15 protein-coding genes are annotated in these 20,242 nt (G+C 71.0%); 7 read left to right on the forward strand and 8 right to left on the reverse strand.

Annotated elements, in window-relative coordinates; translation table 11 throughout:
• Positions 1-2 precede the first annotated feature (2 nt).
• Both pstC and pstS read right to left on the reverse strand, forming a co-directional pair.
• Complete coding sequence (gene pstC, locus Leucomu_RS02620) at positions 3-941, reverse strand: phosphate ABC transporter permease subunit PstC (protein ID WP_128386244.1); 939 nt, start codon at positions 939-941, stop codon at positions 3-5.
• A gap of 130 nt (positions 942-1,071) precedes the next feature.
• On the reverse strand, positions 1,072-2,166 hold the full coding sequence (gene pstS / locus Leucomu_RS02625; protein WP_128386245.1) for a phosphate ABC transporter substrate-binding protein PstS: 1,095 nt from the start codon (positions 2,164-2,166) through the stop codon (positions 1,072-1,074).
• 162 nt (positions 2,167-2,328) lie between these two features.
• On the opposite strand from pstS, the gene Leucomu_RS02630 reads away from it, so the two are divergent.
• The gene (locus Leucomu_RS02630) at positions 2,329-3,564 is read left to right on the forward strand and encodes a CapA family protein (protein WP_228407220.1); all 1,236 of its coding nucleotides are present in this window, start codon (positions 2,329-2,331) and stop codon (positions 3,562-3,564) included.
• 184 nt (positions 3,565-3,748) lie between these two features.
• Here Leucomu_RS02630 and Leucomu_RS02635 read toward each other — a convergent pair whose 3' ends face one another.
• Genes Leucomu_RS02635 through Leucomu_RS15250 form a run of 4 tightly spaced genes read right to left on the reverse strand, consistent with a single transcriptional unit; the run spans position 3,749 to position 8,534 of the window.
• On the reverse strand, positions 3,749-4,765 hold the full coding sequence (locus Leucomu_RS02635; RefSeq protein WP_128386246.1) for an NUDIX hydrolase: 1,017 nt from the start codon (positions 4,763-4,765) through the stop codon (positions 3,749-3,751).
• A complete protein-coding gene (locus Leucomu_RS02640; RefSeq protein ID WP_017882858.1) occupies positions 4,762-6,888 on the reverse strand; it encodes an RNA degradosome polyphosphate kinase in 2,127 nt (708 codons plus the stop codon). Before Leucomu_RS02640 ends, Leucomu_RS02635 begins: the two co-directional genes overlap by 4 nt.
• Entirely contained in the window at positions 6,885-7,865 is a 981-nt protein-coding gene (gene mshD / locus Leucomu_RS15245) for a mycothiol synthase (RefSeq protein WP_128386247.1), read from the reverse strand. The genes Leucomu_RS02640 and mshD overlap by 4 nt, the downstream gene beginning before the upstream one ends.
• Positions 7,866-8,534 (reverse strand): winged helix-turn-helix domain-containing protein, encoded by a 669-nt coding sequence (locus Leucomu_RS15250; protein ID WP_128386248.1) that lies wholly within the window; start codon positions 8,532-8,534, stop codon positions 7,866-7,868. It lies immediately after the preceding gene.
• Positions 8,535-8,759: 225 nt separating this feature from the next.
• On the opposite strand from Leucomu_RS15250, the gene Leucomu_RS02655 reads away from it, so the two are divergent.
• From Leucomu_RS02655 to Leucomu_RS02665, 3 genes are all read left to right on the forward strand, one after another.
• Complete coding sequence (locus Leucomu_RS02655) at positions 8,760-9,062, forward strand: hypothetical protein (RefSeq protein ID WP_228407222.1); 303 nt, start codon at positions 8,760-8,762, stop codon at positions 9,060-9,062.
• A 261-nt stretch (positions 9,063-9,323) separates the two neighbouring features.
• The gene (gene ygfZ / locus Leucomu_RS02660) at positions 9,324-10,451 is read left to right on the forward strand and encodes a CAF17-like 4Fe-4S cluster assembly/insertion protein YgfZ (protein ID WP_128386249.1); all 1,128 of its coding nucleotides are present in this window, start codon (positions 9,324-9,326) and stop codon (positions 10,449-10,451) included.
• 63 nt (positions 10,452-10,514) lie between these two features.
• The gene (locus Leucomu_RS02665; RefSeq protein WP_017882864.1) at positions 10,515-11,258 is read left to right on the forward strand and encodes a phosphoglyceromutase; all 744 of its coding nucleotides are present in this window, start codon (positions 10,515-10,517) and stop codon (positions 11,256-11,258) included.
• A gap of 104 nt (positions 11,259-11,362) precedes the next feature.
• Here the strand turns inward: Leucomu_RS02665 and Leucomu_RS02670 are convergent, their stop codons facing one another.
• Positions 11,363-11,581 (reverse strand): DUF3073 domain-containing protein, encoded by a 219-nt coding sequence (locus Leucomu_RS02670; RefSeq protein WP_128386250.1) that lies wholly within the window; start codon positions 11,579-11,581, stop codon positions 11,363-11,365.
• A 444-nt stretch (positions 11,582-12,025) separates the two neighbouring features.
• Here Leucomu_RS02670 and Leucomu_RS15390 point away from each other — a divergent pair, with 444 nt between their 5' ends.
• Positions 12,026-12,352: a hypothetical protein gene (locus tag Leucomu_RS15390; RefSeq protein WP_228407223.1), complete on the forward strand. Its 327-nt coding sequence runs from the start codon at positions 12,026-12,028 to the stop codon at positions 12,350-12,352.
• Between the two features lie 46 nt (positions 12,353-12,398).
• Here the strand turns inward: Leucomu_RS15390 and Leucomu_RS02680 are convergent, their stop codons facing one another.
• A complete protein-coding gene (locus Leucomu_RS02680) occupies positions 12,399-13,694 on the reverse strand; it encodes a DUF445 domain-containing protein (RefSeq protein WP_128386251.1) in 1,296 nt (431 codons plus the stop codon).
• Between the two features lie 55 nt (positions 13,695-13,749).
• On the opposite strand from Leucomu_RS02680, the gene Leucomu_RS02685 reads away from it, so the two are divergent.
• Together Leucomu_RS02685 and Leucomu_RS02690 are read left to right on the forward strand one after the other, a co-directional pair.
• A complete protein-coding gene (locus Leucomu_RS02685) occupies positions 13,750-18,195 on the forward strand; it encodes an efflux RND transporter permease subunit (protein WP_128386252.1) in 4,446 nt (1,481 codons plus the stop codon).
• Between the two features lie 341 nt (positions 18,196-18,536).
• Complete coding sequence (locus Leucomu_RS02690) at positions 18,537-19,967, forward strand: DEAD/DEAH box helicase (RefSeq protein WP_323368300.1); 1,431 nt, start codon at positions 18,537-18,539, stop codon at positions 19,965-19,967.
• Positions 19,968-20,242: the final 275 nt, after the last annotated feature.

Here is a 20,242-nt window from a genome sequence, read left to right on the forward strand (position 1 = left end):
GGTCAGTTGGCTCCAGAGAACTCGGCGCGGCGGCTCACGATCCAGCGGGCGACCGCGTTGACGAGGAACGTGACGATGAAGAGGATGAGGCCGGTGGCGATGAGCACGTTGACGTTCTCACCGTAGGCTTCGGGGAAGGAGAGAGCGATGTTCGCGGCGATGGTCGACGGGTTCTCACTGGTGAGCAGCCGGAAGCTCACGAGGCCGGTCGCCGAGAGCACCATCGCGACCGCCATCGTCTCGCCGAGGGCGCGGCCGAGGCCGAGCATGGCGGCCGAGACGATGCCGGGGCGGCCGAAGGGCAGCACGGCGAGGCGGATCATCTCCCAGCGGGTCGCGCCGAGCGCGAGCGCCGCCTCCTCGTGCAGCACGGGCGCCTGCAGGAAGATCTCGCGGCAGACCGCGGTCATGATGGGCAGCACCATGACGCCGAGCACGAGGGCGGCGGTGAGGACCGTGCGACCGGTGCCCGACACCGTGCCGCCGAAGAACGGGATCCACCCGAGGTAGGTGTTGAGCCACACGAATACGGGCTGAGCGGCGGGCGCCAGCACGCCGATGCCCCACAGGCCGAAGACCACACTGGGCACGGCGGCGAGCAGGTCGACGATGTAGCCCAGCACGGCCGACACCCTGCGGGGCGCGTAGTGCGAGATGAAGAGCGCGATGCCGATCGCGAGCGGCAGCGAGATGAGCAGCGCCAGCACGGCGGCCCAGATCGTGCCGAAGATGAGCGGCCAGACGTACGACCAGAAGTTGTCGGGCAGCAGCGAAGCGGTCTCGTCGGTGGCGACGAAGGCGGGCAGGCTCTGCACGATGAGGAAGATCGCGACCGCCGCCAGGGTGACGAGGATCATGCTGCCGGCGAAGACCGCGGAGCGCGAGAAGATGCGATCGCCGAGGCTCAGCACGGGCTTGGAAGTGGCGGAGGTGGAGGTCACTCGGGCTCCTGGATCGGTGGGAAGAGGGCGAGGATCGGGATCCCGTCCCCTGGGTCTGCCGCAGGGGACGACGCCGCGGACGCGGGCCCGCCCCCTATCTATTGTGAGGGAGCGGGCCCGCGAGCGGATGCTACTTGATGGCGGCGATGGCCGGCTCGATCTGGCTGCGCAGATCGGCCGAGATGGGGGCGCTGCCCGCGGCGTCGGCGGCGAGCTGCTGGCCCTCCTCGCTGACGATGTAGCTGAAGTACTCCTTCACCAGCTCGGCGTTCGCGGCATCGGCGTATTCCTCGCAGCCGATCAGGTAGCTGACGAGCACGATCGGGTAGACGCCCTCGGCGGTGCTGGTGCGGTCGAGCTCGATCGCGATGTCGTGGTCGGTGCGGCCCTCCTCGACGGTCGAGGCGTCGACGATCGCGGCGGCGGCCTCGGGCGAGTACTCGACGTACTCCTCGCCGACCTTGATCGCGACGGTGCCGAGGCCCTCGGCGCGCGACGCGTCGGCGTAGCCGATGGTGCCGACGCCGTTGGTCACGGCCTCGACGACGCCCGAGGTGCCCTGCGCACCCTCGCCGCCGAACTCGGTCGGCCAGCTCTCGATCGAGCCGACGGTCCAGTCGGAGGCCGCGGTGGCCGAGAGGTACTCGGTGAAGTTGCCGGTGGTGCCCGACTCGTCGGAGCGGTGCACGGCGGTGATGTTCAGGTCGGGCAGCTGAGCGCCCTCGTTCTGCGCGGCGATTGCCGGGTCGTTCCACTGGGTGATCGAGCCGTTGAAGATCTTCGCGACGGTGGCCGCGTCGAGGTTCAGCGAGTCGAGGCCCTCGACGTTGAAGATGATGGCGATCGGTGAGATGTAGGCGGGGAACTCGACGAGCGCGTCGGTGGCGCAGCTGTCGAAGGGGCCGGCCTCGATCTCGTCGGTCTTGAACGCCCGATCGCTGCCCGCGAAGGCGGAGGCGCCCTGCTGGAAGGTCTCGCGGCCCGCGCCGGAACCGGCGGGATCGTAGTTCACGGTGACATCGGCGTGCGTGGTCTGGAAGCCGGCGACCCAGGCCTCCTGTGCCGAGCCCTGCGACGAAGCGCCGCCGCCCACAAGGGTGCCGGAGAGCGACGAGGCCTGGGCATCGCCCTCGGCCGAACCGCCCTCGTTCGCGGCGCACGAGGTGAGGGTGAGCGCGGCGATGCCGCCGATGGCGGCGACCTTTGCGAATGCTGAAAGCTTCACTTCGAGTATGTTCCAATCTCAATCTGAAATGAGGGAATGATCGCGAACGACCACATGTCCACGCTAGGGAGGCTTCGTGACGCGAGGTCTGCCGGGAGGTGAACAGAGGGTGAACTCGCGGTGCCCGCTGCCTGTCGCCGTATGCGATGTAGCATGGTGCGCGTGAGTGGGAAGAGACGGATCGCGGTTTTCGGGGCGGCGCTTGCGGTGATCGCCGGCGGCATCGGACTGGTGGGGTGCGCGCCTGAGCCGGAGGAGGCCCCGGTCGCGGCCCCCGAGCCGACGGCGACGCCCGAGCCCGAACCGACCCCCGAGCCTCAGCCCGGCGTCGGCCCCGCCTGCCCCACCGACCACTGCGTGAGCGTGGCGGTGTCGGGCGACCTGCTCTTCCACGAGGGGCTCTGGAGCCAGTACGCGATCCCCACCAACGAGGCGGGCCAGAACTTCGACTTCGTACCGCTGCTCGAGGGGCAGCGCGCCTACCTCGACCGCTCCGACCTGGCGATCTGCCAGATGGAGACCCCGCTCGCCCCGGTCGGCGGCCCTTACGCGGGCTACCCGGCCTTCAGCACGCCGCCCGAGCTGGCCGCCGCGGTCAAGGCGATCGGATACGACGTCTGCACCACCGCGTCGAACCACACCGTCGACCAGGGCGCCGAGGGGCTCGTCCGCACACTCGACGTGCTCGACCAGGCCGGCATCGCCCACACCGGATCGTACCGGGCCGAGGGCGAGCGCGACGTGCCGCTCATCGTCGAGGCCAACGGCGTGAAGGTCGCGATCATCACGTCGACGTTCTCGCTCAACGGCCTGTACGCCGACTACGAGTGGCAGGTCGACTACCGCGAGGAGGAGCCGCGCGTCGACCCCGAACGGGCGATCGCGAAGGCCCAGAAGGCCCGCGAGATGGGCGCCGAGATCGTGATCGGCGTGCAGCACATCGGCGAGGAGTACTGGTCCGAGCCGACCGGCGGCCAGATCGAGCTCGCGCATCAGCTGCACGACAGCGGCCTGTTCGACTTCGTCTACCAGCACCACTCCCACTCGGTGCAGCCCTTCGAGAGCTACAACGGCAAGTGGATCCTCTACGGCACCGGCAACACGATCAGCGAGTCGGCGCCGCCCGCACAGCAGGTGAACAACGAGTTTCTGATGGCGCGCGTGCAGTTCGCGAAGCAGACCGACGGCACGTGGGTCACCAACGACCTCGCCTGGAACGCCGCCACGAACACGCAGGACGGCCGCTACAAGTGGTGCTCGGTGATGCCGGATCAGCCGCAGGGCGTCTGCCAGTCGCCCGACTTCGATGCCGGCGTGCTCGAGCGCACGCGCGCGACGGCCAACGCGATGGGGGCGGCCGACTTCGGCGCCCGCGAGTGGCTGATCACGCAGGAGTAGCGGCGCGCGGCTCCGCCGCGTCGCGCCCCCTGTGCCTGCGCCTGCGCCCAACCCGTCGCAGGTGCGCGGGCTGCACGCATGCCGACTGGTCGAAAACGGTCGGGTTTCCGGAGTCGCGCAGCAGTTCTTACCCGCTCGGGAGAGCCGGAGGGCCCCTGCGCCCGCCGAGAGGTGCGCGCGAGCCTCAGTGCTTGAGCGGGTAGGTCTCGACCGCCACGATGCCCGCTTCGGGGCGCGCGCGAGAGAAGTGCAGCACCGAGAAGCCTGCGGGCGGCAGCGACGCGGCTTCTTCGAGGTAGCGGCCCTGGGGGCTGCCGGTGACGATCGCGAGTTGCCGCGCGAGGTCGGGCAGCACGGGGCGGTGGCTGCAGAGGATCGCGTTGCGGCCGCGGCCGATCACCTTGGCGACGAGCTTGCGCAGCGAGCTCAGGTCGCCCTCGTCCCAGGCGTCCTGACTGAGCGCCTGCTTCGCGCGCACCCGCTTGCCGAGGCGCTCGGCGAGGGGCGCCACCGTCGAGAGGCAGCGCACCGCGGTCGACGAGTAGATGCGGCGGGGCCCGAACGCCTGCAGCGTGGGAACCAGCGTCTCGGCCTGCTCCTCGCCGACGTCTGCGAGGGGGCGCAGATGGTCGACCGGGAAGGCGCTGCTGCGGGGCTCGGCCTTCGCGTGCCGCAGCAGGGTGACCGAGAACGTGTCGACCAGTTCACGGTCGACGAGCCGCAGGAAGACGTCGTACAGCTCGCGGTCGGCGTCGTAGCTCAGACGCTCGCGCACCCGGTCGGCGGGCACCCACTCGATGGCCTGCACCTCGTCGTTGGGCTTGAACTTGGCGCTCGCCTCGGCCTTCGACGACACCTTCGCGGCCCAGTACTGCACCGTCTTCGAACGGCCGCCGCTGAGCGCGTAGTGGATCGTGCCCAGATTCACTCCGAGCGACACCCGGTAGCCCGTCTCCTCGCGCGTCTCTCGCACCGCGGCCTGCGGCATGCTCTCGCCGGGGTCGAGCTTGCCCTTGGGGAACGAGACGTCGCGCTGCTTCGCCCGGTGGATCAGCAGCACGACGATGCCGGGATCGCCGTGCTCGTCGTAGACCCGCCGCCAGCAGACGGTGCCCGCCGCCAGCACCTCGGTCGGCTTCGCCGCGGGCTCGGCCGACGCGGAGCCCCTCTTCGCGCGCTTCTGCGTGGCGGTCGGGCTCACCGGCTCCTCCGCGAACGCGCCTGGGTGCGGTCGATCATCACCAGATCTTGCAGGTCGGGCAGCGGTTCGCCCTCTTCGCTCACCACGCGCCGCTGCCAGCTGCCGTCGGACAGCATGCGCCACGACGATACGTCGTCGCTGAACGCGAACCCGAAGAAGCGGTCGATGCGGGCCAGGTGCTCGCGGTCCTCGAGGCGCACGAGCACCTCGATGCGGCGATCGAGGTTGCGGTGCATGAGGTCTGCGCTGCCGATGAACACCTCGCGCTCGCCCGCGTTCTCGAAGGCGTAGATGCGGGAGTGCTCGAGGTAGCGGCCGAGCACGGAGCGCACGCGGATATTCTCGGAGAGGCCCGGCACGCCGGCGCGGATCGAGCAGATTCCGCGCACCCACACGTCGATCGGCACGCCGTCCTGGCTGGCGCGGTAGAGGGCGTCGATGATCGCCTCGTCGACCATCGAGTTGGCCTTCAACTTGATGCCGCTCGGCAGGCCGGCGCGGGCGTTCTCGGCCTCGCGCTCGATGCGCTCGAGCAGACCGCTGCGCAGCTGCAGCGGGGCGACGAGCAGCCGGTCGTAGTCGGTCTCGATCGCGTAGCCCGACAGCACGTTGAACAGCTTCGTCACGTCGCGGCCCACCTCGGGCGACGACGTGAAGAGGCCGAAGTCTTCATAGATGCGGCTGGTCTTCGGGTTGTAGTTGCCCGTGCCGATGTGGCAGTAGTGGGCGAGACGCCCCTGCTCTTCGCGGATCACGTGCACCAGCTTGCAGTGCGTCTTGAAGCCCACGAGGCCGTACACGACGTGCACGCCGGCCTGCTCGAGCTTGCGCGCCCAGGTGATGTTCGCCTCTTCGTCGAAGCGGGCCTTCACCTCGACGAGGGCGAGCACCTGCTTGCCGGCCTCGGCCGCCTTGATGAGCGACGCGACGATGGGGCTGTCGCCAGAGGTGCGGTAGAGGGTCTGCTTGATGGCGAGCACGTCGGGGTCGGTGGCCGCCTGTTCGACGAAGGCCTGCACGCTCGTCGAGAACGACTCGTAGGGGTGGTGCACGAGCACCTCGCGCCGGGCGATCGCGCCGAACACGTCGGGCTTCTCACTCGGCGAGTTGGTGCGGAACTGCGGGTGCGTGACCGGGATGTGCGGCTTGAACTTGAGATCGGGGCGCCGGATGCCCGAGAGCGCGAAGAGCCCGCTGAGGTCGAGCGGCGCCGGCAGTGTGTAGACCTGCTGCTCGTCGATGTCGAATTCGCTCACCAGCAGTTCGAGCGTCGCCTCGTCCATGTCGTCTGAGATCTCGAGGCGGATGGGCGGGCCGAAGCGGCGGCGCAGCAGCTCTTTCTCGAGGGCCTGGATGAGGTTCTCGGTCTCGTCTTCCTCGATCTCCATGTCTTCGTTGCGGGTGACCCGGAAGACGTGGTGGTCGAGCACCTCCATGCCCGGGAACAGCCCGTCGAGCTGGTTGGCGATCAGCTCTTCGAGCGCGATGAAGCGCACGTCGTCGATGCTCTCGCGCTGGTCGACCCGCACGTAGCGGGGGATCATCTGCGGCACCTTCAGGCGGGCGAACTCGACCTTGTCGGTGCGCGGGTTGCGCACCCGGATCGACAGGTTGAGGGCGCGGCCCGAGATGTAGGGGAACGGGTGCGCGGGATCGACCGCGAGCGGCATGAGGATCGGGTAGATGTGGCGCTCGTAGTAGTCGGTGAGGTGCACACGATCGGCCGTGTCGAGCTGCTCCCACTCGACCACGCGGATACCCGCCTCGGCGAGGCCGGGCTGCACCTGCTCGCGGAAGCAGCGCGCGTGCCGCAGCTGCAGTTCGTAGGCCGTGCGATTGATGTCGGCCAGCACGTCGGTCGGGGCCCGGCCCACGTTGGTCGGCAGGGCCAGGCCGGTAACGATGCGGCGCTTGAGGCCCGCGACGCGCACCATGAAGAACTCGTCGAGGTTCGAGGCGAAGATGGCGAGGAAGTTGGCGCGTTCGAGCAGCGGCACCCCGGGGTCTTCAGCGAGCTCGAGCACGCGCTGATTGAAGGCGAGCCAGCTCAGCTCGCGATCGATGTACCGGTCGGCGGGCAGTTCTGCTCGTTCGACGGCGGTCTCTCGGGTGTCTTCGGTCATGCGTCCATTGTGTCATCGACCCCTGACGAAGCCGGTCTCGCCCACTGACGGCTGCGTGAATCGACGGTGAACGACGCGTGCTCGTACAGTCGCACAGCCCGCTCGTTCTCGCCGTCGACGTAGAGCGTCACGCGGTCGGGGGAGTGCTGGGCCATGCGCGCGAGCGTCACGTCGAGCAGCAGCCCGCCGAGGCCCCGCCCTGCGTACTCGGGGCGCACGCCCACGGCGTAGAGCTCGCACTCCACGCCGTCGTCGCCGCGCACGGTCTTGATCCAGGTCGATCCCGCGAGCTCGTCGCCCGGATCCTCGGCGAGCAGCACCAGATCGGCGGGCTCGAACCACGGCTCGTCGCGCATGAGCTCGAAATCGGCCTCCGTGATCCGCCCCTGCTCGGGGTGCGTCGCGAACGCGGCCGCGTTCGCCCGCACCCACGCGGCCGCGTCGGCGGGGCGCTCGGGATCGAACGCCCGCAGCCGCAGCCCCTGCGGCACGGGAAGGGCGAGCGGGTCGCGCCCGTCGGCCGGCAGCAGCCCGGGGTCGAGCGCCATGCGGTAGAGCGATCTCACGGGCGCGAAGCCGGCCCGCGCGAGCAGCGCCTCGGCGGCCGGGTTCTCGCCGTGCGCCCAGGCCTTCAGCTCGCCGGGGTCTCGCGCGAGCAGTTCCGCGAGCGCCGCGGATCCGACGCCACGGCCGCGGTGCCCGGGGCGCACCGCGAGGTCGACCTCGCCCTGCCCCACGATCCCGACCGCGACGGGCCCGCCCGCATCGTCCGAACCGCGCGCACCGGTGCCGGGATCCGGTTCGGCGCCCGCGTCGATGAACAGCAGCAGCGCCCGCTGCCCCTGCGCCGCCGCCAGCAGCGCCTGATCCGACACGGGCGAGGAACCGTCGGCGGCCTCGGCCTCGGCGATCAGCGCGCGCGCATCGGACAGCGCCCGATCCGACGCCCCCTCGGCGATCTCGAGCTGTGCTGGCATCTACTCCTCCTCGACGCGGGCACGTGCGAAGCCGTACCCGACGCCCCGCACCGTGCTGATGAGCCCCTCGTGCTCTCCCAGTTTCGCGCGCAGGCGCCGCACATGCACGTCGACCGTGCGCGTGCCGCCGAAGTAATCGGTGCCCCACACCTCGCTGAGCAGCTGCTCCCGCGTGAACACCCGTCCCGGGTGCCCCGCGAGGAAGTGCAGCAGCTCGAACTCCTTGTAGGTGAGATCGAGCGGGCGGCCGAACAGCCGCGCCGTGAAATTGGACTCGTGAATGACAACGCCCGCGGCCTGGACCGCGGGCGGAGGAGCAGTGGCCGCCGAGGCGGGCCGACCGAGCAGGCGCAAGCGCAGCTCGATCTCGGCGGGACTCGCCGTGGGCAGCAGCAGCTCGCTCACGCCCCACTCCCGCGTCAGAGCGGCGAGCGCGAGCTCGGGCAGCAGCACCACCCGCGGCGTATCCACGCCCTCGGCGAGAGCCAGGCACGCGCTGCGGGCCCGGCGGGCATCGAGGGTGCCGTCGACGAGGATCGCGTCGAAGCGCGCCGCCATCGTCTCGGGCACGCGCAACGACAGCGGCGAGGTGCGCACGTCGTGCGGCAGCAGATCCAGCCCGGGCAGGGAATCGGCGGGATCTCGATCGGTGAGGCAGAGAAGCTGCATGGATCGGCTCCCTTCACTGTGCGTTCAACCCGAGGCAATAGTACTGCGGGCACTGTTTCGCGACCGTTTCGACCGTGTTTCTCGCGGCGCCGAGTGCTTCGCCGCCGGCCGCGCGGCGCCGCGCGGCCGCACCCGAAAGCGACCATCATCGCCAGACAGCGGGAGAAGAAGCTCGTGCAGAGGGGCCTCGGCCCGCGCCCTGGGGCGCTGTGGGACAATGGGGGCGTGAGCGATCCCGTGCAGTCCGATGCCCCGGAGATGCCCGACGTGCAGTCGTGGCATCTGCCGCGCATGATCATCGCCTGGGCCGTGGCCGCCCTCATCGGCACGCTCGTCACGCTGCTCGTCCCGCAGGAGGGTCGCTTCGCCTGGCTGGCCTTCGCAGTGGGGGCGAGCACGCTCGTCACCTTCGCACTGCAGCTGGGCACCGCTCAGCGCGAGGGCTTCATCACCCGGGTCTCGTTCAGCGTGGCCGGGTCGGTGGTGCTGATCGCGGTGATCGACGTGATCGGCATGCTGCTCGGCTGAGGCTGAGGCTGAGTCGCGAGCTCAGGCCGAGCCGCGGCCGGGGCTCGCGGGCGGTCAGAGGGGTGAGGATCGCGCCGTACCCCGATGCGCGCGTTGTATTAGACTGGCGTCATGCTTCTCGCTCTCGAACTCTTCTTTCTCGGCCTGCTGGGTCTCGCCGGTGTCGCGATCGCGTGGATCTCGGGCACCGTCGTCTACAAGCTCTTCAAGGGCCAGCGCTAATCACCCGCTCGCCTCACGTCTCATGAGCGGGAGGGTCTGATGCAGTCGTTCCTCGAGCTTCCGGGCGCCGTCGCCGACCCGGTGGGCGTCGCCTCTCACTACGGCGAGCCGTTGCCCGAGCAGCGCGCGCTCGAACGGGGCGCCGCGATCGTCGACCTGTCGCACCGCGGCATCGTCACGGTCTCCGGCCCCGACCGTCTGAGCTGGCTGCACTCGATGACGAGTCAGCAGCTGACGGGGCTGCGCCCGGGCGAGAGCACCGAGACGCTGCTGCTCGATCCGAACGGCCGCATCGAGCGTGCGATGCGCGTGGTCGACGATGGCGAGCGCAGCTGGCTGCTCGTCGACGAGGGCTCGTCGGAGCCGCTCGCGGCGTTCCTGCAGCGCATGCGATTCGCCCTGCGCGTCGAGGTGCACGACGTCTCGAACGAGTACGCGGCCGTGCTCGCCTTCACCGGAGCGGGCCCCGCCGCGGAGGCGCTGCGCGGGCTGACGCCCGCGGTGGAGTGGCAGGATCCGTGGGCAGCGGTGACCGGCGGTGGCGTGCAGTACGCCGCCCCCGAGGGGCACGCGGCCGAGGGGTGGTCGGTGTCGCAGTTCGTGTTCGCGCGCGAGCAGCTCCCCGCGGTGATCGAGCTGGCGAGCGGCGCGAGCGGCGAGGTGCGCGCCGCGGGCCTGCTCTCGCTCGAAGCGCTCGAGGTGCGCGCGTGGCGGCCGGCGCAGCACGCCGACGTCGACGAGCGCGCGATCCCGCACGAGTTCGACTGGCTGCGCACGGCCGTGCACCTCACGAAGGGCTGCTATCGCGGCCAGGAGACGGTCGCGAAGGTGCACAACCTGGGGCATCCTCCGCGTCGCCTGGCGATGCTGCACCTCGACGGCTCGGGGGGCGAGCTGCCGACGCCCGGCGCGCTCGTGTTCCGCGCGCCGCAGCCGGAACAGGACCGGGATCCCGAGGCGCGACCGGTGGGCCGCATCACCCGCGCCGCGCTGCATCACGAGTGGGGCGGCATCGCGCTCGCCCTGCTGAAGCGCGCGCTGCCCGAGGACGCGCCGCTCGAGGTCGAGCTGCCCGACACCGCCGAGCGCGCGGCCGCGGCGCAGGAGCCGATCGTGCCCGCCGATGCCGGAGCGACGCGCCACATCCCGCGCCTCAAGCGGCTGTAGTCTCCGAGCACCGCCCGCCGCCCGGCACACCGCCCGCACTGCGAAACCTCATAGACTGGAACCATGACGAACAAGCTGATCCTGCTCCGCCACGGGCAGAGCGACTGGAACCAGAAGAACCTCTTCACCGGCTGGGTGGACGTGCGACTGACCGAGCAGGGGCGAGGCGAGGCCGCCCGCGCCGGAGAGCTGCTCGCGGAGTCGGGCGTGCTGCCCGACGTGCTGCACACCTCGGTGCTGAGCCGGGCGATCCAGACCGCGAACATCGCTCTCGACAGCGCGGATCGTCTGTGGATCCCGGTGCGCCGGTCGTGGCGGTTGAACGAGCGCCACTACGGCGCACTGCAGGGGCTCGACAAGTCCGAGACGCTGCAGAAGTACGGCGAGGAGCAGTTCATGGAGTGGCGACGTTCGTTCGACACGCCTCCGCCGCCCCTCGACGACTCGAGCGAGTGGTCGCAATCCGACGATCCGCGCTACGCGGGCATCGATGGCGAACGGCCGCGCACGGAATGCCTGAAAGACGTCGTCGAGCGGCTCGTCCCCTACTGGGAGGGCGAGATCCTGCCCGACCTCAACGCAGGCAAGACGGTGCTCGTCACCGCGCACGGCAACTCGCTGCGCGCCCTCGTGAAGCACCTCGACGGCATCTCTGACACCGATATCGCGGGTCTCAACATCCCGACGGGCATGCCGCTCGTCTACGACATCAACGAAGACGGCACCCCGGCGGGTGCGGGCCGATACCTCGACCCGGAGGCCGCCGCCGCCGGTGCCGCAGCGGTCGCCGCGCAGGGCAAGCACTGAGCCGACCAGGGCAAGCACTGAGCCGACGCCGAGGGCGGATCGGCTGCAACGTGAAGGGCCCCTCGGAGGAGGGGCCCTTCACATGTGCGAGGCGCGAGGCTGAGTCAGCGCTCGCCGCGGGGATCGTCGGTGTCGTCTTCGTCGACGGGGTCGTCGTCGGAGTTGTATTTGCTGGCGTACTCAGCCCAGGGATCTTCATCGGAGCCGCGCTGCGACCTCTGCGCGAGCTCGCGCTCAAGTTGTGAGAGATCGGTGTTGGGGCTGAAATACTTCAGCTCCCTGGCTACCTTGGTGTGCTTTGCCTTCTGACGGCCGCGCCCCATGCGTGACCCCCTTACACATTCAGGCCTCGCGGGCGATCTTCCGCGAGGCAGGTACTTATACAAATAGACGTATGGAGCAGATTCTAGCAGATCGGAGCAACGGGTGAGACGCGGCCATTACGATGAAGGCATGACCTCCCGCCGCCCCCGCGCCACCCGCATTCTGCTCATCGCGGTGCTGGTGATCGCGGCGCTCGTGCTGGCGGGCGCGATCGCCGTGCTGCTGCCGATTCTCACCCATCAGAGCGCCGGCGGGTCGGGTCAGACCGTGCCCGAGCAGTTCGTCTCCGAGACGAGCGCGCAGGGTTCGGACGGGCGAACGCGCGAGCTGCGCGTCGAGACGCCGGACGGCGCGCCCGCCGAACTCGACGCGCTGCAGCCCGGCGACACCCTCGTGGTGCGGGGCGACGGCTTTGATGCCGGTATCGGAATATACGTGGCCGTGTGCGCGATCCCGAGCGGTCCCGACGAGAAGCCGGGGCCCTGCCTGGGGGGGGCATCCCGGAGGGGGCCGAGGAGGGGCACGCGCAGCAGGCGGCGCTGGCGAGCGTGTGGATCACCGACGACTGGGCGTGGCAGGCGTTCGCCACGCAGCGCTACGACGACGCGCAGTCCGGATCCTTCACCGCCACCCTCTCGGTGCCGGCGCCCACGAGTGACGGCCTCGACTGCCGCGAGACCCGCTGCGCGATCGCGACCCGAGCAGACCACACCGCGGCGCGGGATCGGGTGCAGGACATGCTGCTGCCGGTCGCGTTCGCGCGGGAGTAGCGCGCCGGCCCGTCACGACGAAGCCCGCTCGTGCCGAGCGACGGGCTCAGTGCGCGAGCGGCGCGATGGCGAGCGTGGCGACGGTGTAGATGGCGAGGCCGGCGAGAGCGCCCACGACGGTGCCGTTGATGCGGATGAACTGCAGATCCTTGCCGACCTGCAGCTCGATCTTCTCGGCGGCCTCCTGCGCATCCCAGCGCTGCACGGTCTCGGTGATCACGCCGGCGATGTCGTGGCGGTAGTTGCGCACCAGGTGCTCGACCACGCCCATCACCCACACGTCGATCTTGTACTGCAGGGTCGGATCGTCGAGCAGCTTGCGGCCGAAGTCCTGCACCGCCGAGACGATCCGCGTGCGCAGTTCGCTGCCGGGCTCCTCGAGCATCGACACGATCGCCGCCCTGGCCGTCTCCCACGTGCTGGCGGCGACGGCGCGGATGCGCGGGCTGTCGAACACCTCGTGCTTGAACGTCTCGAGCTGCTGCTGCAGGCGCTCCTGCTGCTGCAGATCCCGGGCGAGATCGGCGAGGAATCTGGCGATCGCGATGCGGAACGGATGCTCGGGATCGGCGCCGACGCGCTGGGCGAACCGCACGGTCTCGGCGTGCAGCCGGTCGTCGACGAAGCGATCCACGATGTTCGGCACCCAGGAGGGCAGCCTCGACGAGATGACGCGGTCGAACGCCGCCGGGTGCGCGAGCAGCCACTCCTCGACACGGGAGGCCGCGATGTCGATGAGGGGCTGCTGGTGTCCGCCGTCGACGAACGACTCCGCCGCGCGGCCGAGCAGCGGCCCCCACTCGGGCTCGACGACGTGGCGGCGCACGAGCATCTCGACAAGCTCTTGCACGTCGCCGTCGTCGAGCACGGTGAGGGCTCCGAGACCGGCGCTCGCGATCATGTCGCCCACGCGTTCGGCGTTGGGCCGCTGCGACAGCCATTCGCCCGCGTGCCTGGCGCCGCTGATGCCGGCGAGCTTGTCGTGCACCACGTCGTCGGCGAGGAAGTTCTCCTCGACGAACGACCCGAGGCCCTCTCCGATGTCGTCCTTCTTGCTCGAGATGAGGTTGGTGTGCGGGATCTTGAGGCCGAGCGGGTGCCGGAAGAGGGCGGTCACCGCGAACCAGTCGGCGAGGGCGCCGACCATGCCGCCCTCGCTGGCCGCGCGCACGTAGCCCAACCACGGGTAGCGGGTCTGCAGCGCGAAGGAGATCACGAACACGATCGCCATGCCGATGAGCAGGGCGACCGCGAGGCGCTGCATGCGGCGCAGCTCGGCGAGCCGCTCGAAGTCTGCGGGGGACACGGCCCCCAGGGTGCGGCGTGTGCGGGACGACGGCATCTCAGTATTATCCTCCACGGCGGGCTCCCGGTAGCCGCATGAAATAATCGACACCATGCACCTTCTCACGGCGCTCAGCCTGAAGAACCGCGCGTTGATCGCGCTCGTCACCATCGTCGCCGCGGTTTTCGGCCTCATCGGCGTGGGATCGCTCAAGCAGGAGCTGATGCCATCCGTCCAGTTCCCCGCGATCGCGGTGGTGACCACCTACCCCGGCGCCTCTCCCGAGGTCGTCAACAACGACGTCTCCGGCCCCATCGAGACGGCTCTGCGCAGCGTGCCGCAGCTCGAGACCTCGACCGCGACGTCGAGCACGGGCGCTTCCATGGTCGTCGCGCAGTTCACCTACGGCGTCGACATCACCGCGACCGAGCAGAAGGTGGAGCGCGCGATCAGCCGCATCTCGCAGCTGCTGCCGGAGGCCGCCGATACGCAGGTGATGTCGGGCAGCATCGACGACTTCCCCGTGATCCAGATCGCCGTCGCCCCGGCCGAGGGGGAGACGCCGGAGGAAGCGGCGCAGCTCATCGAGCGCGTGGCGATCCCCGAGCTGAGCGACATCGACGGGGTGCGCGACGCGCAGCTCTCGGGCGCCCGCGAGGAGCGGGTCACGATCGCCCCCTCGGCCGAGGCCCTCGCCGCGAACGGGCTCTCGTCGCAGACCATCGCCGACGCGCTGCAGCAGAGCGGCGTGCTCATGGCGGCCGGCACCGTCACCGACGGGGACCGCACGCTCGCGGTGCAGGCGGGAACGGAGCTCGCCTCGGTCGAGGACATCGCGGCGATCCCGCTGCCGGGCACCGGCGCGTTCAGCGATCCCTCCTCCTTCGACGACGAGGCCCCGCCCGCGCCCCTCACCCTCGGCGACGTCGCCGAGGTGCGCCTCGAGCCGGGCCCCGAGCAGAGCATCTCGCGCATCAACGGCGCGCCCGCCCTCACGATCGGCGTCACCAAGATGTCGGCCGCGAACACCGTGGACGTGTCGCACGCGGTGCAGCAGAAGCTCGACGAACTGCAGGATCAGCTCGGCGGCGAGCAGCTCTCGGTCGTGTTCGATCAGGCGCCGTACGTCGAGCAGTCGATCCACACGCTCACCACCGAGGGCCTGCTCGGCCTGGTGTTCGCCGTACTCGTGATCCTCGTGTTCCTGATGTCGGTGCGGGCGACGCTCGTCACCGCGATCTCGATCCCGACCTCGGTGCTGCTCACCTTCGTGGGGCTCAACTTCGCCGAGTACACGCTCAACATGCTCACGCTGGGCGCGCTCACCATCTCGATCGGCCGCGTCGTCGACGACTCGATCGTGGTCATCGAGAACATCAAGCGGCACCTCGCCCCGGGCGTCGACCGCACGAAGACCATCATCGAGGCGGTGCGCGAGGTCGCCGGCGCGATCACGGCGTCGACGATCACGACCGTCGCGGTGTTCCTGCCGATGGCGTTCGTCGACGGCATGGTGGGCGAGCTGTTCCGCCCGTTCGCGTTCACGGTGACGATCGCGCTCGCCGCATCGCTGCTCGTCTCGCTCACGATCGTGCCGGTGCTCGCCTACTGGTTCCTGAGGCCGGATCGGAAGAAGCGGGGCGCAGACGCGGACGGTGTCGCCGAGGCGCCCGCAGCCGCTCCCGCCGCGGCTGCCGCGGACGCGCCGGCTCAGCAGCCGGTCGCAGCGGAGCCGCTCACGGCCCTGCAGCGGGGGTACCGACCGGTCATCGACTGGACGCTCAAACGCCCCGCGGCGACGCTGCTCACCGCGGTGCTCGTCTTCGGTCTCACGATCGCGCTCACCCCGTTCATGAAGACGAACTTCATGGGTGACGACGAGCAGAACTCGATCGGCCTCGTGCAGACGCTCGCGCCCGGCACCAGCCTCGAAGCCCAGCTCGCTCAGGTCGAGCGCGTCGAGGGCGCGCTCGCCGAGCTCGCCGACATCGACACCGTGCAGGTGACCATCGGCAGCGGCGGCGGCATGGGCGCGATCTTCGGAGGCGGCGGCGACGGAGCGGTCAGCTACTCGATCACCACCGACTCCGACGCCGACCAGGCCAGGGTTCAGGACGACATCCGCGCGGCCGTCGACGGCCTCGACGACGCGGGCGAGTTCTCGCTCGGCCAGTCGGGCGGCGGCGTGACCATGTCGAGCGCCATCGAGGTCAACGTGTCGGCCCCCGATCAGCAGACCCTCGCAGAAGCGAGCGACGCGATGCTCGCCGAACTCGAGCAGCAGCCCGGCCTGCGGCAGGTCGAGAGCGACCTCGGCGCCTCGCGCCCCTTCTTGCAGGTGGCGGTCGACCGCACCGCCGCGGCCACGGCGGGCCTCACCGAGGCCGCCGTCGCCGCCCAGATCGCGCAGCAGATGCAGCCGCGCCAGATCGGCCAGATCACCCTGGACGCCGACAACGTCTCGATCTACCTGACCGACGGCGTCGCAGCCGTCGACCAGGCCGGGGTCGCAGCGCTGCCCATCATGACGGCGCTCGGTCCGCGAACGCTCGACACCCTCGCCACGATCCAGGTCGCGGACGGCCCCGTGACCGTGCGCACCGAGGACGGCGTGCGCATGGTGACCGTCTCCGCGCTGCCCGAGGGCGACGACCTGACCGTCGCGAGCGCCGCCGTGAACACCGCCCTCGAAGCGGTCGACCTGCCCGCCGGCGCCACCGCCACGGTCGGCGGCGTGATGTCGCAGCAGGCCGAGGCCTTCGAACAGCTGGGACTCGCCCTGCTCGCCGCGATCCTCATCGTCTACGTGGTGATGGTGGCGACCTTCCGCAGCCTGCTGCAGCCGCTGCTGCTGCTCGTGTCGGTGCCGTTCGCCGCGACCGGCGCGATCCTGCTGCTCATCGCGACCGGCATCCCGCTCGGCGTCGCGTCGCTGATCGGCGTGCTCATGCTCGTCGGCATCGTCGTGACGAACGCGATCGTGCTTATCGACCTCGTCAACCAGTACCGCGACCGCGGCGACTCGCTGCACGACGCCGTCGTGCACGGCTCCCTGCAGCGTCTGCGCCCCATCGTGATGACGGCGCTCGCGACCATTCTCGCGCTCACGCCGATGGCGCTCGGGATCACGGGCAAGGGCGGGTTCATCTCTCAGCTCCTCGCGGTCGTCGTGATCGGCGGCCTGCTGTCGTCGACCGTGCTCACGCTCATCGTGCTGCCCACGCTGTACTACGCGGTAGAGCGTCGTCGTGAGGGCGGAGCCGGGCGCGCGGCTCGGCGCCGCGGGGACGGCGGAGGGGCCGGAGGTCGCGGGAGCGTCCGTGCGCCGTGGCGGCGCGGCCCGAGGCGCAGCCCGCAGGCCGGCGCCGAGGCATCCGTGTCGGCCGGCCCCGAGGCGCTCGCCTTCGCCGGAGCCGTCGGCGCGGTGGGCACCGTGGGCGTGCTCGGCGCCGACACCACGCGCGAGACGACGACGGGCTACCCCGCGGAGTCGCCCGGCGAACTCCTCGACCGGTTCGCGGGCGACAGGGATCCCGACCCGGCTGCTGAGCCGGAGCACCCGCGTGCCCCGGAGGCCGTCGATCCCGAGACCGTGGATGCCGGGCCCGCCCGCGACGCGCATCGCGCAGCCGACGGCATCGATCCCGAGGCGACGGGGGAGACCCCGGCCGGTGCGCTCCCCGCCCTCGAGGAGCAGTCCGACGGCGGCGCGCATGTGACCGATCCCGAGCCTGCACACGGTGCTCGCGACGCCGACGAGCTCGCGACGCCCGAGCCGGTGCCGGCGCCCGTCGCCGCGCAGGCCGATCCCGCTACGCAGCGTGCGATCCTCAGCGAGCTCATGCGGGTGGGACTCTCGGCCCCCGAGTTGACCGATCGTGATGGCTCAGAGACGGACGAGACGGACGAGACGGCCGGGACCGATGCGGAGGGCGAAGTGGGTCCGGCGACCGCGCAGATGTCGCTCGCGCTCGCCGACCTCGGATTCACCGGCGAGGACAACCCTCTAGAGACGGGTGACGGACCTGTCGACGACGAGGCGCCCGAGCGGGCGGTAGCGGAAGCCGATCGCGAGACCGGATCCGAACCCGAACCCGAACCCGAGATCGAAGCGGAGCCCGAGCTCGAGGGCGAGTCCGATCACGAGGTCGGCGATGACGACCTCGAGCAGACGGTGCCGCGGCACGCGGGCGCCGGGCTCGATGTCGAGGACATCGAAAGCGCCGAGGCCGCCGACGAGGTGACGCCGCTCGTGCTGCCGGGGGATCCCGGGGAGCATTCCGAGCCCGAGCCCGAGCCCGAGCCGCGGGCCGGTGTCGCCCCCGAGTTCGATGCCGGGGACGAGCCGAGCCGAGGCGACGCCCGCGACGCGCCTCCCGCGGCACCTCCCGTGACCGGCGAGCTCGACTGGGAGCAGCTCATGTGGGAGGCCACGCAGGAGGTCGAGGCCGCCGAGCAGCGCGCCGGGGCCGACGCCGAAACCGAGAACACCCGCGCCCTCGCGTCGGAACCGGGCAGCGACGAGGGCAAGCAGCCCGAAGACGAGAGCGGGCGATAGCGGTGGCGCAGAAGGGCCGACGCGGCTTCAAACCCCCGTCGAACTACGAGCCGGGCCGCAAACCCGGTCGTGCCGGCAAACGCTGGGCCGGGGGCCGCGCAGCCGCCGCCGGTGACGAGGGGCAGCCGACGCGCGGAGCCAGGGGCGCCGGCCGGGACAGCGGCGCCGGACACCCGCGCAGCACCCAGGGTGGGCAGCGGCAGTCGAACGCGCGGAATCGCGGGGCTGCCGAGCGCGGCCGCGAGGCGGGAGAGCGCGGCCGCAAAGCGGGAGAGCGCGGCCGCGAGGCGGGAGAGCGCGCTACGACCGCGGGACGGAGGCGGCCGGCGGAGAGCCGGCCGGTGCGCGAGGACCGTTCCGACCGCGCGGCTCGCGCGGCGGGCTCGGGCGGGGCGGGGCGCGAGGGAGCTCCGGGCCCCGGCGAACGGCGCGATCAGGCGCGCGTCTACGCGTTCGGAGCCGTTGGACAGGCCGAGCGGGTGGCGGGCGGACCCCGCCCCGCCGAGCCCCCCGTGCTCGAGCGGCTCGACGCCCGCCTCATCACCGCCGCCGACGCGGAGGGCGTCGCCTTCGGAGACCTCGGCCTCGGGCCGAACATCGTGCGCGTGCTCGCCGAGCTCGGCGCCGAGCAGCCGTTCCCCATCCAGGCCGCGACGATCCCCGACGCGATCGCCGGTCGCGACGTGCTCGGCCGGGCCCGCACCGGATCTGGCAAGACCATCGCGTTCGGCGCCGCCGTGGTCGAGCGGCTGCTGAAACTGAAGGCGGAGGGCGCCTTCGCGGGCGACGGCGCCGCCTCGCGCGATCGACTCCGCCGCGGTGAGCGTCAGGGGGCGCCGAAGCGGCCTCCCCGCAACCCGAAGGCCCTGATCCTCGCCCCCACGAGGGAGCTCGCCCTGCAGATCGACCGCACGGTGCAGCCGATCGCCCGCTCCGTCGGATTCTTCACCGCGCAGCTGGTGGGCGGCGTTCCCCTCGACCCCCAGATGCACGCGCTCGAGCGCGGCGTCGACATCGTGATCGGCACGCCCGGGCGCGTGCGCGACCTCGTGAACCGCCGCAAGCTCGACCTGCGCGAGGTGCTCGTCTCGGTGATCGACGAGGCCGACCACATGTGCGAGCTCGGGTTCCTCGAGCCCGTGCAGCGAGTGCTGCGCGACACGGTGCGCGGCGGGCAGCGGCTGCTGTTCTCGGCCACCCTCGACAGCGGCGTCTCGGATCTCGTGTCGGAGTTCCTGCGCGATCCCGCCGTGCACGAGGTCGGGGGCGAAGCGGTGAGCGAGGCCGAGCACCGCGTGCTCATCGTGCTGCGGGAGCACAAGGACCGCGTGCTCGTCGAACTCGCGTCGCGCCCCGGGCGGATCATGGTGTTCTGCCGCACGCGCGCCTACGCCGAGCGCCTCGCCGAGATGCTCGACGAGGCCGGGCTGCGCGTCACCGCGCTGCACGGCAACCTCAGCCAGGCCAGGCGCGAGCGCAACCTCGAGCGCTTCGCCTCGGGCAAGGCGTCGGTGCTCGTGGCGACCGACGTGGCTGCGCGAGGCCTCCACGTCGACGACGTCGACCTCGTGGTGCAGGCGGACCCGCCCGACGACTACAAGACCTACCTGCACCGCGCGGGCCGTACGGCGCGGGCAGGCCGCGACGGGCTCGTGCTCACGGTGATCCCGCGCACCAGGCAGAAGCGCACGCGCGAACTGCTCGGGCAGGCCGAGATCGTGCCCGCCTCCTTCGGCGACCACGAGCCCGGCGACGATCCGACGACCCCGTAGCTCCGGGCGGCGGGCCGGGCCGGCGGGGCGGGGCGCTGGGCGGTCGATGCGACGCTGGCGGGCGGCGGCGACGCTGGGCGGGACACGGCACTGGGCGCGCTCCCGCGGCAGCTCACCGCACCGATCCACCTCGGAGCACCTCTTCCCGGCGGATCGAGGTGCTGCCGGCTCGATCGGTGCCGCTGCGTGAACTCGGGGGTGGGGCAGAACATGCGGACGCTTCGAGAGTGGAGATGATCTCCAGGAACAGAACCCTGTTTTTGGAGAGACCGCAC

Origin of the sequence: Leucobacter muris, from assembly GCF_004028235.1 — a bacterium.
Taxonomy (GTDB): domain Bacteria; phylum Actinomycetota; class Actinomycetes; order Actinomycetales; family Microbacteriaceae; genus Leucobacter; species Leucobacter muris.

Bases quoted from the DNA above. Each gene is read 5' to 3' on its own strand.
- ygfZ (WP_128386249.1), top strand. From the start codon at position 9,324: ATGCAGTCGTTCCTCGAGCTTCCGGGCGCCGTCGCCGACCCGGTGGGC.
- Leucomu_RS02680 (WP_128386251.1), bottom strand. From the start codon at position 13,694: ATGCCGTCGTCCCGCACACGCCGCACCCTGGGGGCCGTGTCCCCCGCA.
- Leucomu_RS02640 (WP_017882858.1), bottom strand. From the start codon at position 6,888: ATGACCGAAGACACCCGAGAGACCGCCGTCGAACGAGCAGAACTGCCC.
- mshD (WP_128386247.1), bottom strand. From the start codon at position 7,865: ATGCCAGCACAGCTCGAGATCGCCGAGGGGGCGTCGGATCGGGCGCTG.
- Leucomu_RS15250 (WP_128386248.1), bottom strand. From the start codon at position 8,534: ATGCAGCTTCTCTGCCTCACCGATCGAGATCCCGCCGATTCCCTGCCC.
- Leucomu_RS02665 (WP_017882864.1), top strand. From the start codon at position 10,515: ATGACGAACAAGCTGATCCTGCTCCGCCACGGGCAGAGCGACTGGAAC.
- Leucomu_RS02670 (WP_128386250.1), bottom strand. From the start codon at position 11,581: ATGGGGCGCGGCCGTCAGAAGGCAAAGCACACCAAGGTAGCCAGGGAG.
- Leucomu_RS02685 (WP_128386252.1), top strand. From the start codon at position 13,750: ATGCACCTTCTCACGGCGCTCAGCCTGAAGAACCGCGCGTTGATCGCG.